The sequence below is a fragment of the Vibrio sp. YT-18 genome, assembly GCF_033337345.1.
GTDB lineage: Bacteria > Pseudomonadota > Gammaproteobacteria > Enterobacterales > Vibrionaceae > Vibrio > Vibrio alginolyticus.
Genome location: NZ_JAWOQO010000006.1, coordinates 158,718 through 173,070, shown reverse-complemented (window position 1 = coordinate 173,070; position 14,353 = coordinate 158,718). Strand labels below are relative to the sequence as shown.

The following is a 14,353-nucleotide window of genomic DNA, read 5'->3' as shown; positions in this document are numbered from 1 at the left end:
CACATAAACCCTACTCCGGACTAGCGGGTCATCATGTAAACCCAACTTAGAAATGCGCAAACCATTGCTTGATTTTTGTTCCAATTTTATCTTTTAAATATACATTTGGTTGGCTATACTCTGCTCGCTAGTGATTGGTTTTTAACCAATACGAATGGATCTAGGTGATGTAATGTAGCCTTCACCCTAAAATACTGGGCAATTGAAAAACTAGTTAGCTCCGTATTGCACACCAAGGACAGTTGTTAATCTGACTTTCAATAAGCCGAGACGAGCACTGTTATGAGAACAATCATTTGTAATTCGCTTCAAAGTTTCTGGGATATGGCTGACAATCAGTTTTTAGAAGGCCTAGATGTTCACTGTGTTTTTCCGGTGAATGACGCCATTCGAGACTTTATCCTTACTTATCAACAGCAATACAAAATACGCAGCGTGTCTTTTACCGATGCCTTTGCACAACGTACATAAAAGAAGACCGAGCCATAAGCTCGGTCTTCTTGTTTTAGTTAGTAAGCCGATGTACTAATCCACTCGCGCGAGTAGTTTTCACCTTAATGCCTCGCTTCAGAACATTGAGTTCGGCGTAAAGAGCTAAACGCTTTTTCGCGCGGGTAATGCCTGTGTAAATCAACTCACGGGTTAATATCGGGCTAAAGTCTGGTGGCAAAATCATCAGGGTGTAATCAAATTCACTGCCTTGCGATTTATGGATGGTCATGGCGTAAGCCGTTTCATGTTCAGGTACTCGGCTTGGCAAGACCGATTTCACACTGCCGTCAGGTAACTCGAAAAAGACTTTCAAACGCGGTTCTTCTTCACTGTCATCTCGCATACAAATACCAATATCACCGTTATACAAACCTAAACCGTGATCATTACGCGTAACCATGACGGGTCTGCCGTGATACCAAATTTCATCCTGAACTTGAATGAACTTGCGCGCCGCGAGCGCTTTCTCGATGCGTTGGTTTAGCCCAGCCACACCGAAGTCACCTTCACGGATCGCGCACAGCAGTCGGCATTGGTTGAAGGTATCTAACACCGCTTTGGCTTTGTGCGTTAGCGACTCTGGCTCTCCGGTTTTAGGATCGATTTCTTGTTGTCCAATGCGTTTGAGGTAACGACCGTATTCCTGCACCAACGTCTGCATCATTTGGTTGTAATGCTGACTACTTAGGGCGAAATGTTCGATATCGGAAAAGTCACGCGCCCAGACATTATCTACGCTCGCAGCAGAACCGGAATTAACCGCTTTTGCCAACTGACCAATGCCTGAGCGAGCGTCAAATCGGTAGCTCTTTTGCAGCATACATAAGCTATCGGCAATGCTGGAGGCACTGTTCCCCGTATGGGCTAAAGTATCGAAACCCGTCAGTTTTGCGATGGCTGACGCCTGCTCTTTGCCATAACCCAATGCATGGAACGAACAGATATCACCCAACACAGCCCCTGCTTCAACTGAGGCAAGTTGGTCTTTATCACCTAACAAAATCAGCCGCGCATGCTTCGGTAAGGCATCGACCACTTTGTACATCATTGGTAAATCAACCATCGACGCTTCGTCGATAACTAAAATATCCAAATGCAGTGGGTTTTGCTTGTTGTGACGAAATTCTGCGCTATTAGGAATCGCGCCCAGCAACCTATGTAAGGTACTCGATTCAGTCGGAATTTTAGCTTTTAGCTCCGGAGAAACTGGCAGTTCTTGCACTGCTTTACCAATGGACTCGGTTAATCGCGCCGCCGCTTTCCCCGTCGGGGCCACCAGCTTGATGGTTAGATTTTTCTCGTGCGTCGCCTGTTCAATCAAAGCAGCAAGCAATTTGGTTACTGTCGTCGTTTTACCCGTACCTGGGCCACCAGAAATCACAGCAAATCGACGAGTTAACGCAACCGCCGCCGCGACTTTTTGCCAGTTCACACAAGCTGAGAGTGGCACGAGTTCATCCAGTGTTTGCAAATCTTGAACCTTGCGCGCATTGCTAAGCACGGCATCAATCGCGGGCCAATCCAGCGATTCGCTTGCGACCACGTCAAGGTGGTCACACACCAATTGCTGGCGCAACACTTGGTTGCTGCTTCCCACTTCTACTGCTTTGCCTAACGCGTTAAACAGAAAATGGTATTGGCGCGCAAATAGATGGTTGAGCAACTCGGATAATCGCGCTAACTCTTGCGGCTGCAAGTTCACTACAGCACCCAACTGATTAAGCTTTTCCGCCAGTGTCACTTCATAATGCCAATAGCGGTGCAGATACAGACGCTCGCCATCGAACATCAGCGGTAAGGCTTCTCCTTGCGCGCCGACCACGGTGGAATTTTTTAATACTTGAATCCAGTCTATGCCTTGCAACTGTGTGTTGAGCGCCAATGCCGACTCACCAAACAGCCCTAGCTTACTGGCTAAATCCGTAGATTGCCCTTGTGCATCGAACAGAGGCAGACAGATATGTCCTTTGCCGAGCTCACTACTGACAACACCCGCGATAAACGCCAATGCTTGGCTGTCCGACGATTCATCATGCGTTTGAGAATCAATAAAACAGGCGAATTGGTAGTCGAGCTGACGAATAGCGCCTTTGTGCGCCAAGCGTTCCAGCACTACCAATAGACTATCTTGGCCAGAATGAAGATTGTGATTTGTCGTCATTAAAGTAGCTCCATCTGCCCGGCTTGAGTTGAGCGCGCTTCAAGTGCTTGACCATCAATCAAACGATCCATCTCTTGTAAGAACTCGAAAGTTGGTTTTGCGGCGAAAATGCCGTGGTCACTCTGCCCATCCATACCGCGCAAGAACAAGTAATACACGCCACCGAAGTGATGATCATATTGATAATTCGCCAATCGGCTGCGTAGGAAACGATGCAGGGCTAACGCATAAATCTGGTACTGCAAATCGTAGCGGTGATCTGCCATCGCCGATTTCAGAGCCTCACCATGGTAGTGCGTCACATCGTCGCCAAGATGATTCGATTTCCAGTCAAGCACGTAGTATTTACCTTGATGTTCAAACACCAAGTCGATAAAACCTTTGAGCATGCCTTGCACGGTTTGGAAACCTAAATCCCCCGCTTTCGCCGACAACGGATCGTGACGTTGAATGACTCGGTTTAACGCCGGTGCAGACAACACTTCAATCGGCAGCAAAAATTCCATCTCCACCAAACGTTGCGACGGTGCTTTTTGATTCAGCAGCAAAGACTTACCATCCAACGGCGTTGCGAGTACGGTATCAATCAATTGCTGTAAAATGGGTAACCACTCTTCATCGAGCTGTTCGCTTTCCATCAAACCAAGGATGATTTGTGTATTCTCTTCCGTCGCGGCTGGCTGAGTAAATTCAATTTCCTCAAACAGGCTGTGCAGGAACGTACCCGGACGCGCACCACGAGGGAAGGTAAAAATAGAACGCTCTGGCTCCACCAAATCCGCTTCGTCTTGCTCTTCAGATGAGTCGATATCAAAACCTGTAATCTCAATCGTGGCATCATGCTCGGCGTGATGAGAGCCTTGCTTGACCAAGCCAGAATAACTGGTGATGCGCCAGTTTCTGTCGATAGGGTTTTGCAGCTCTTTCGCGCTAAGATCGTATATTTCTTCTTGTGGCGCTACGTACTTCTCTTCGAGTTGCTGCGGCGGATCGGCCACAACGACACAATCAAGCTCGTCTTGTTGCTTTGTTAAACCTTGGTGCAAATCGTTAATACCACCTTCTTGACCATTTTGAATCAAATAGCCAATCGCACTGCGGTGTACACCAGTTGGCTCTTTGGTCGAACGGCCATTACGCAACGGTGAGGCACCGATAAAACACGCATACACAGCTCGCGTTAATGCCACGTATATCAAGCGTAAGTCTTCCGCCAAACGCTCTTTATCCGCTTGCTTCATGGACGCATCGTTGCCAGTGATATCCAGTACCGTGCGGTCATTGGCTGCATCGTAATATTTGGCTTCACTGGCTTCTCGATAGCTGAACACAAACGGTAGAAATACGAGGTCATACTCCAAGCCTTTTGATTTGTGAATAGTCACGATCTGTACTAAGTTACGTTCCGATTCTAAACGTTGGATTTGGTCATCACTGCCGCCCAAACCGTTTTCCGCATCACTGATAGACTGAGCGAGCCAACGCAGCAGACCGTGATCGCTGTCCAGTTCATTACTGGCTTGTTGAAGCAGTTCACCGATGTGCATTAAATCGGTAAGTACTCGCTCACCATTTTCACCCTGTGAGCTTGCACCCTCTTCTAGTAATCGCTCAGCAATATGGCGTTTGCTGATCACTGCGCGCAGCATCGGTAGCACACCACGCTGAACCCAAAGTTTGCGATACTCTTTGAATTCGTTAACAGCGTTTTCCCACACGACTTCATCGTTATTAAGCGCATCCAAACTTGCTGCATCGAGGGCAAACAGCTCAGAGGCAAGACTTGCACGCAGCGCACGATCATTTTCTGGAGTCAGCACCGCTTGCAGCAAACGCTGTAAATCCTGCGCCACTGAACTGGTAAACACACTGTCTCGGTTAGACAGGTACACGCTGGCAATGCCTTGGTTTGCCAGGGCTTGTTTGACCATTCGACCTTCACTACCTGTTCGAACCAACACCGCGATATCGCCCGCTTGAACCGCTTTCTGATTTTCGCCATTCACCAGACACGCTTGCCCCTGTTGAGCCTGCGTCAAAATGGTTTGGATTTGGCTTGCGGTCGCCTCTGCCATTCGAGTCAAATACTCGCCTTTTGGTAGCGGTTTATCGTCCGCTTCTTGCAACCAATAAGTCAGCGCTGGTTGCTTTTGGCCACCCATAGTCCAAATGCGTTTTTCGGCATTGGGACTGTACTTAACGGGTAAGAACGGAATATCCGAATCGTAGATAAATGGACTGTCTGGCAAAGCAAATACTTGGTTTACCGCCTGCACCATATCTGCGCTAGAACGCCAGTTGGTTCCTAACGTGTAGTGGGCACTTACTTGGTTACGCGCTTTGATATAAGTGAAAATGTCTGCGCCACGAAAGCCATAAATCGCCTGCTTGGGGTCCCCGATCATAAACAAACCACATTCCGGGTTGTTCAGATAAATACGGCTGAAAATACTGTATTGAAGCGGGTCGGTATCTTGGAACTCGTCAATCATTGCGACAGGATACAAAGTACGAATACGCGCCGCTAAAAGCTCGCTTTCGTCCGTATCGATAGAAGCAGAAAGTTGTGTCAGCAAATCATCGAAAGAGAGCCACTGTTTTTGATTTTTCGCGTTGGCCAGCATCACACGACAATGCTCAATCGCATGAGCAAGCAGTGGCGCTTTTAAGCTGATTGGGTTAGCAAGAAATGTTTCAATGGCTTCAAATACCGCGTGCTGCGGCGCACTGCCTTTCGGTGTTTTTTCCAACAAGACGTTTTGCGCGAATTTCTCCAGCTTGTCTGGATAATCGTAACCTGTGGTTTCCGTTGCTGCCCAAGCGTTTACCGCCTCCAACCACGTCGGCAGAGACTTTTTGGTGTAGCTGCGTTTGCTAATATCTGAATCTGAAATCAGCGTCAAGAAGTCATCTTGGCTTTCTCGCCACTGTGCTTTTAATTCATCAATTTTTTTCAAATTTTCAGTATGAAGATCAGCCAAACTGCCTTTCATTGCCGGAACAGAAAGGCTTAACGGCGCACCAGTTAAGTAATTGCTGATGTCAGACAACAACGCAGATGGAGAGCCCCATAGCTGGCGAATTTCTCCAGCCAAAGTAAATGGCAACGGGTAGAAATTGCGGCGCCAGTAATCGGCTACAACTTGCGCTTTTAGGTGACTTTCATCGGTCACAAACTCGTTATTAAATCGGCTGCCAGATTCAAACGCATTTTGCGTTAGCATACGTTGGCAAAAACCGTGAATGGTGTAGACTGCCGCCTCGTCCATCTGACGCTCTGCCTGCAATAAAATTTCTGCGGCTTGCTTGTGATCGTCAAACTCATTAAGCAAAGGTTGGATCACCGGATCGGAACTCTGTCCACGCGCAAACGCGATTCGCGCATCATGGATTCTTGCCCTGATACGATCGCGTAATTCCGCAGTTGCCGCTTCGGTAAAGGTTACGACCAGAATTTGGTCGACCGTAAGCGGTACGCGATGTCGAGTTTCCGCGCTGCCGTGACCAAGCAAAAGGCGCAGATATAAACCTGCAATAGTGAAGGTTTTACCTGTACCTGCTGATGCCTCGATTAACCTCGCACCATGCAGAGGAAACGTCATCGGTTCTAGTGGCGTTGGTTGAGGTTGCTCTGTGCGGTCTAATGTATGTAGAGGACACTCTGCACCTGACATTTGATCCATAACGCTGAATCTCTCCGGATTATTTACTAGGACGTATCACCTAATAAATGTGATCTATAGTTAAAAATTCTATTAATATGTTTAACAAGTTGGATAATTTAGAGCTTTGTGAGATCTTTCTCACGGTTATCCATAAGACGTACCGTTAGTATGCGCCCCACGAGATAAGCCAAACCTTTTTGGCGGCACAACTCAAATGAATTAAACAAAAGTATCATGGTCCCTCTGACCTTGTGGCCGTACAGCGAACGCCCTACAAAAAATAATGATTTTCTGGCGGCCACCCTACTCTTCCTTCTCTTTATCCAGCTGTCTTTATTACGCTTTTACATCATCAGCGTCTTGAACCGCTAAGCGCGCACCTTGCAGTACTAATGCTGTCAGCAAACGAACTTCTGAGGCCAACTCATCATTCCAAGCAGGCCAAATTCGAGAGATGTACGCATTACTGCCTTCGCCCGGGCTCATGAAGCCATCATTGAATGCGTCAGCCATTTTCTTCAAAGATTTCTCTTCGTCATCGACCCACTGACCGCGGCTAAAGCCCGCTTCAACACAAGCCAACGCCGTTTTCGGGAAATAAGGCAAAGGCTTAGTCATGCCTTCGAAAAATAAGCGAACTAATTCAGTCAGTAGCTGTTTGGCATACTGCGCATCGGCAATTTCTGGGTAGATCAAATGCAGCGCGCCTTCTTTACGATCGTAACCAATGATGTGAGTTTTCTTAGCATGACCCGACGCCGACATGGCAAGGTGATCGATCCACGCTGCAAGGTAATCCTGCGATCGAATCTTACCGCTTCGATAGCGAATCAAACCGGATTGGTAGCATTGAGTTAGCCAACCTGTTAGGCGAACGTTTTTCTCTTCGCCTTCATTTCGCTCAAACAAGGAATCAAACGTCAGGTCGATTTCCAAATCGTCTTGAGGCGCACCAGATAAAAACGCCAGTTTATCCACCAGCTCTTCCGCCTGAACTCGGTTGGTTTCAAATTCGATATCACCAAACGCCCCCACCGGCAGTTTGCCTTGCGCGCGCTGTTGACTCATAAAGTGTTTAAGCACCTCTGTTTTTTTCTCTGGCGGCATCAATGTCGCTTCAAGCAAGGTTTCTAACAGCTCATCACGCATTTGATAGCTTTCCAAACCACCTAAAACAAAGGGTTCGTCGTCTTCCATCACCGGTAGTGGCGGTTCAAAGATTACTTTTAAACGACGATTGAAAAAATACTGCACTGGTAAACGCCAGAAACGTTGCAACTCGACTAAGTCGAGCTCAAGCGGGAACGTCGCTCCTAACAGATAGTCGTCTAATGCCCGATTAAAATCACGACGAACATAGCCTTGCGATTGACTACTTTGAGTCAATGCCGCTGGAATCCACTCTTTCGCGTAGCTGGCGTGCATGCCTTGGAACGCCCTTGGGCTAAACGGCACCATGGCGTGGGTATTCACCAACGCATTTAATAAGTTGTCGCCAGACTCATCAACGGGCAACGCTTCATCACCACTTAAACAATAGTTTTGGTGACAGTATTCCATCAGCTCAGAAACCAGAACCGAAGGCACTCGCTCGGTGTTGTCTTGGATTGAACGGCCAACATAACTGATGTAGAGCGTTTGCTGTGCAGACAACATCGCTTCGAGGAATAGGTAACGGTCATCATCTCGGCGCGAACGGTCGCCCGGCTTGGTTCTTCCCGTCATCAAGTCAAAGCCTTCTGGTGGCATGGAGCGTGGGTACACGCTGTCATTCATCCCCAGTAGACAAACGGTTCTAAACGGAATAGAGCGCATCGGCATCAGAGTACAAAAGTTCACTTGACCAGCAAGGAAGCGCTGGCTGACTCGTGTGCCAGATAATTTGTTTTGAAGGTATTGGCTGATGATCGACGGCGATAACGCATCATCAAATGCGGCATCAGCTAATTGCTCTTTGAGTTGGCTGAGCGTATCGCGAATGGATTTGAGCGCCATTTCGCCTTCTAACTCAACAGAGAAGAAATCATCCAGCAGTGAAACCAAAGTCTCTCGCCAACCATCGATAGTTTGAACATGAGAAAGTTTGCTTCGATAAGTGCTAATTTGTTGGATAAAGTGTGCCAACTTGCCCGCCAGCTCTGCGCCCATGCCTTGCACTTCGTTGTACGGAGACAAACTGCCTTGCTCGGTTTCAAACAAACCAGCGGATTCTGGCATCGCGTAGCCAAGCAACATTCGTTGAATACCAAATTGCCATGTGTTTTGACGAGTTTCCGGCAGTTCAAATTCGCGTCCGGTATTGGCATCCAACCCCCAGCGAATTCCCGATTCCTCAACCCATTGTTTGGCTTGTAAGAAATCATCTTCGCTGAGTTCAAAACGCTTTAATATCGCTGGAGTTTCCAGAAGTTCGAGTAGTTCTGATGCCAAACAGCGCGTATTGGGTAAGTTCACCAACTGCATAAATGCAGCCAGAATTGGGCTCTCTTGATCGGCGGTTCGGTCAGAAATCGAATATGGAATAAAACGCTCACCCGGCGCGTTACCAAAGACCGCCTGAATCGCAGGGCTGTAAGCGTTGATGTCCGCGACCATCACGATAATATCGCGCGGTTTTAACGTTGGGTCAGCATCGAACATCGCCAACAGTTGATCATGCAGCACTTCCACTTCACGCATCGGGCTGTGACAAGCGTGTAGGCTCAGTGATTTATCACCCAAGCTAACCACTTGTTTGTGATGACTGTTTTCAATCTGTTGGTCATCTTGATGTTCTTCAAGATTGAGAATATCCGCTTGCAATTGATGGAGCAGACTGTCGCGCTCAACATCAACAAAGGCTTCAATTTCATGAGATTCCAGCTGAGACAACAGATACATATTGTCGCGCCCGAGTTTACCCATGGATGCCAACAGACTGTTTCCGACCACATCGGTGTGCAGCTCATCGATCACATTATCTTCCAGTGATCCTTTCAGTTGCTCAGTTTCACCTTGCGCTTCCGAGTGATCGTCCTGCCACACAACGTGCTGACGATGTTTCGCCGCCAAACGAGCCAGATATTTGCGATCTCGAACTTCACCCCAGTAATAACGACACGGGTTGGTGAACATCAGATGCACGTCGATGTGTTCACCAATTGCTTTTAGCGCATCCATATAGCGAGGCGGCAACGAAGAAATGCCAAAAACAAACAAACGCTTGGGTAAATGGTCAAAATTGCCGTTAAAACTCTCTAACGTGTCGATAAAGTGCTCATAAAGGTTGGCACGGTGATATGGAGACTGTCCTAATGACACAGTGTGATCATACAACGCTTGCCATAAGATCGGCTGCCACGGATGCTCATCTTCCAGCTCTGGCACACTCTGCCCTGCTTCCCAACTTGCGATCCACTCCGGACGATACACCAAGTAACCATCGAAAATATCGGCAATTTTCTCAGCCAGTTGATACAGCTTAGAGTGATCACTGTCATCTTTGAGGTACTGCGCTAACGGCGAAAACACGTCTTGGTTGAGAAGCCCCGGCAGCAGATGCATCAACTTCCAAGTCATCGCTTCTTTGTTAAACGCACTGCGTTTTGGCACGTCTGGCAACACCTGCGTAAACATTTCCCAAATGAAGGTAGCAGGAAGCGGAAAATCAATGTTCGCGGCAACACCAAACTCTTTGGCCAATTCCATTTTTAGCCACTGGGACATGCCCGGACTTTGAACCAGAATTTGTTCTTTTTCGAACGGGTTTTCCAGCGGACTGATTCGAATCAGTTCGACAAGGAGTGATTTAAGAACGTCAACTTGGTTGGAGTGATAAACAGTAAACAAATTGGGAATACCGAGCGCCGATTGAAACTGTTAGCTAGCTTAGCACAGCCCCATTTAAACCCGCAGTGATCTCGCGTTCGGAAAAAACAAAAGGTTATATATCACTCAAATAGAGTATGAATCTTCTGAATTTTCACATGTCAATCAAGTCTGACACTTCCATACAAAATGTGACATTCGTCGCAACTATTCCATAATAAAAAACACTGTTTTATACTCCCTCTACCCATAATTTATAAACAAACAAAAAGTATGTTTCGCAAACTGTCTTCCAACAGCGCTTGGCTGATTGCTTTTTTTGCTTGCTTTGCAGTGTACCTGTCGATCGCTTGTTATCCTTTTGTGTTGTCTAACAATCAGAATGAACCGCTAACCTTGTTGCAAGGTTACTATTTGGTTTCGACTCAATATGGCTGGCTGGGCTTGATCGCTCTTCCATTTATGTTGTTGAGTTTATTGCTCTCTTTTCTACCGACTCGAGTATTCAAAGGCATCGTGATCGCTATCGCGATCTGTCTATTGATTATGTTTAAAGTCGATATTCTCGTTTTTCAGCAATACAAACTTCACATCAACGCTCTATTAATCCGTATGTTTTTCGAAGGTGGTGATGATGTCTTCGATATTTCGTGGATGAGTTGGCTAATCTTCATCAGTGAAATTGCCGTTCTGGTGATCGGGCTCGCTTGTACCGTTTGGGTAAGTAATCAACTGGCACAAAGCCGAGCTAAGTTCGTTTTGATCAGCGTCTGGTTTGCTGTATTGCTTAGCACGCAGATGATTCATGCGTACAAAAACGCACTTTACGACGATGAAGTCAGTCAGTTTTCGAATAACTGGCCACTTTACTACCCGCTGACGGCTCGTAAATTTATTTACAAACACGACCTAGTGGATGAGAACATTGCATCGAAGAACCGCGTAGAGTTAACCAACATTGAACGTAGCTCACTCAACTACCCGCTTGCGCCGATTCAAGTGCAAAGCAAAGAGAAACAGCCCAATGTTTTGTTTATCTTGGTTGACGCGTGGCGCTACAGTGATGCGACGCCGGAAGTCATGCCAAATGTCAGCAAGTTCGCCGAAAAAACGGTGAATTTCACACAACATATGAGCGGCGGCAACTCAACTCAAGCGGGTATTTTCAGCCTGTTTTACAGCTTGCCAGCGACCTACTGGGAAAGCTTTTACGCAAGTCAACGCTCTCCTGTGTTTATGGATACGCTGCAAGCAGAAGGCTACCGCATGGGCATTTTTGGCTCAGCACCGCTCACCAGCCCGCCACTTTCTCGCACGGTATTCAAAAAAGTGTCGGACTTGACCCTGAAACAAACTGGAGAAACAACTGTCGAGCGCGATCAGCAGATAACAGACAAGTTCATCGAGTTCCAAAAGCAGGACAGCGACAAGCCGTACTTTGGTTTTCTGTTCTACGATGCCGCCCACGGCACGGTGTTTCCTGAACCTGAATTTGCGAAATTCAAACCATACTGGGAACGCGTTGACCACATTTTGCTCAACAACGATTTTGACGCTTCGCTTTACCACAATCGATACAAGAACTCGTTGTACTACATCGACAGCTTGATTGGTGATGTGCTGAAAAATGTCGACTTAGACAACACCATTGTGGTGATTTCATCAGATCATGGTGAAGAGTTTAACGACCATAAGATGAACTATTGGGGCCACACGGGTAACTACAGTGACGTTCAAGTACATGTGCCTCTTTACGTGTACATGCCAAATCGTCAGCCAGAGCAAGTTGATTACCGCACGACCCATTTTGACGTCGTGCCAACCATGATGAATACGCTGTTTGACGTTCAAGGCACAACGAGTTCATACAGCGTTGGTCATAACCTGTTTGATAGCTCTGCCTCTCGCGATTGGTATATTGCAGGCAGCTACTACAACTATGCATTGGTCGGCAAAGAACTGATGCTTGTGGTCAACCCTGGCGGGCACTCTCAGCAACTGAATCGCCAGTTAAAAGTCGAGAAAGAACAGAAAATTCCTGTCGATATCATTCGTCATTCTCTGGATGAGATGTCGCGATTTTACAAAAAAGGCTAGTGTCCAACATCGACGCCGATTGAAATAAAAAAGCCTCTTGGTTGTAAGACCAAGAGGCTTTTTCCTATCTGCTATTTAAGCGTGATGAGCGTGCATCAAGCGTGGCTGAATCAATAAGTTGTTGATGTATTGTAAAGCCACATAAGAGACAACAAATGTTGCCACAATCAACTCAAGACCAGCTAAGCCTCGCACTTGTTGAACATAGTGCGCAGCCAATCCTTGCAACTCCATCCAATTCGCCATTTTAAACAGCGCCGTCGCACCGATCACCATCGGGAAGGTAAACGCTGCATAGCCTGGGCTAAATGGCAGTCTAAGCAATTTAAAGAACGCGAGATATATGATGGCTGTCATCAATACCGCGATACCAAATAGCATAGCGATGATCACTGGTGATGGTGTCGCAGTGACCGTTAAGTACCCTGCCAATGATAGACTTGCTGGCGCCGCCATAATTGCCATGGTTGGTTTTGCTGCATCCGGAATTTCATGGGTAAACATGAAACGGTAAATCATCATCGGCAACATGATCGCGTACGCCACCATACCAAACATCAATGCACCTTGTGCCACTGGTGCTAACATAGGGTTGCCAGAGAAAGACACATCCGCAACGATGATACCCACAGGCGGTACAAACCAACTAGGAACCATGTGGTGCAATTCAAAATCTTTGGCGCGATGGTAAACAAAGCTCACCAAGAATACGATGTGCAAAACCACCGCAATCAGCCAAAGCGCATCGCCAGCTAATGGGTAAAAATGGCCGAGAGAGTTCGATACCACCATAGTGCCCATCGCAAATGTCGGAACCACGCTGCCCACAACCGGATGAGCAAGATCTTGTCTCAATAGATGATTATGTAGCAAAAACTTGGTTGCCAATATAGCCAACAATATGCTCGCGATACCCGCACTAATCCACTGTCCGTAGCCATGTAATTCGGCGAAGTTTTCCCAACTCCAGCCCAAGCTTGCAATACCAAGAGCCAAACCCGCCATTGGAGTTGGCGCTCCCATTACTTTTGCTTTTGTTCTTTGAATCATGATGACCTCAACCAGACTCACTCTTGATGAGACGTATAATACGCTTGCACTTCGTTCCGATATATCTAATTATTTAAAACAAACGTTCAGAATTACTTAACGGTGGGGTATGGCAAGTCACATTTCTCTTAAACAACTGAAAGTGTTTACGACGATCACGCAGCACAAAACGCTCACAGCGGCTTCTGATAGTCTCTTTTTATCGAAAGCCGCAGTGAGCATGGCACTCTCAGAATTAGAAAAGCAGATCGGCCATCACTTATTTGATCGTGTTAATAACCGACTGATTTTGAACCAAGAAGGTCAAAAACTACTGCCACTGGCGGATGAATTACTCAACCGAGCCAAGGACATCGAGAGCATTTTCGATGGTGACCAAGCGCTATCGGGCCAACTTCGCATTGGTGCCAGCGACACCATTGGCAACCAAGTCGCGCCCTATTTGCTTAGCGAATTTCGTCAGCAAACGAACCATCGTTCTCAAAGTCTGTTCATTTCTAACTCCGCACAAATCTGCGACATGCTGACCGATTACGAGTTAGACATAGCCCTCATTGAAGGCAAAACACTTCACCCTGAATTGCAGTCTACCCAGTTTAGCGAAGATGAAATGTGCGTGATTTGCGCGCCCAATTCCCCAGCCGCGCACGAAGGGCCAGTAAACTTAACCGAGCTAGAAAACAGTGAATGGATATTGCGAGAGGCAGGCTCTGGTTCACGCGAATTTTTTATGCGCGTTGTCGCGCCGCGCTTGGAACATTGGCATGAAGCTTTTCAGCTCAATACCACCGAAGCGTTGATCAACTCAGTATCGGCAGGGTTAGGCTTGGGCTGTTTGTCACGTTTGTCTGCAGAACCTGCTATTCGTGACGGCCGCGTAAAACTGCTCGACATGCCTTTAGATATGAAACGTCGCTTCTGGTTACTGGTTCATAAAGAGAAATATCAAAGCCCATTGCTCAAAACGTTTATCGAATTTTGCCAAGATTGGGAGCGACCAACAAACCTTCCTTTGGCGGACAAATCCGCAAAGTGAAACCAAGATAGTTTAAATGCTAGTCAGTTAGTTGTACGTGTCTCT

At 47.0% G+C, this 14,353-nt stretch carries 7 protein-coding genes; 3 read left to right on the top strand and 4 right to left on the bottom strand.

Features of this window, described 5'->3' with window-relative positions; all coding sequences use genetic code 11:
* Positions 1 to 282 precede the first annotated feature (282 nt).
* Positions 283 to 471: a hypothetical protein gene (locus tag R7M72_RS10520; RefSeq protein ID WP_011106047.1), complete on the top strand. Its 189-nt coding sequence runs from the start codon at positions 283 to 285 to the stop codon at positions 469 to 471.
* Positions 472 to 505: 34 nt separating this feature from the next.
* On the opposite strand, the gene recD is transcribed toward R7M72_RS10520, so the two are convergent.
* The 3 genes from recD to recC form a co-directional block, all read right to left on the bottom strand.
* Positions 506 to 2,653: an exodeoxyribonuclease V subunit alpha gene (gene recD, locus R7M72_RS10515; RefSeq protein ID WP_193838110.1), complete on the bottom strand. Its 2,148-nt coding sequence runs from the start codon at positions 2,651 to 2,653 to the stop codon at positions 506 to 508.
* On the bottom strand, positions 2,653 to 6,327 hold the full coding sequence (recB, locus tag R7M72_RS10510) for an exodeoxyribonuclease V subunit beta (RefSeq protein WP_318056174.1): 3,675 nt from the start codon (positions 6,325 to 6,327) through the stop codon (positions 2,653 to 2,655). The genes recD and recB overlap by 1 nt, the downstream gene beginning before the upstream one ends.
* 327 nt (positions 6,328 to 6,654) lie before the next feature.
* The gene (recC, locus tag R7M72_RS10505; protein ID WP_318056163.1) at positions 6,655 to 10,146 is read right to left on the bottom strand and encodes an exodeoxyribonuclease V subunit gamma; all 3,492 of its coding nucleotides are present in this window, start codon (positions 10,144 to 10,146) and stop codon (positions 6,655 to 6,657) included.
* Positions 10,147 to 10,398: 252 nt separating this feature from the next.
* Between recC and R7M72_RS10500 the strand changes: the two genes are divergently transcribed.
* Complete coding sequence (locus tag R7M72_RS10500; RefSeq protein ID WP_033905554.1) at positions 10,399 to 12,222, top strand: DUF3413 domain-containing protein; 1,824 nt, start codon at positions 10,399 to 10,401, stop codon at positions 12,220 to 12,222.
* A gap of 75 nt (positions 12,223 to 12,297) precedes the next feature.
* On the opposite strand, the gene R7M72_RS10495 is transcribed toward R7M72_RS10500, so the two are convergent.
* Positions 12,298 to 13,272, bottom strand: coding sequence for a TDT family transporter (locus tag R7M72_RS10495; protein WP_017636010.1), 975 nt, complete (start codon positions 13,270 to 13,272; stop codon positions 12,298 to 12,300).
* A 109-nt stretch (positions 13,273 to 13,381) separates the two neighbouring features.
* On the opposite strand from R7M72_RS10495, the gene R7M72_RS10490 reads away from it, so the two are divergent.
* Entirely contained in the window at positions 13,382 to 14,308 is a 927-nt protein-coding gene (locus R7M72_RS10490) for a LysR substrate-binding domain-containing protein (protein ID WP_017636009.1), read from the top strand.
* Positions 14,309 to 14,353: the final 45 nt, after the last annotated feature.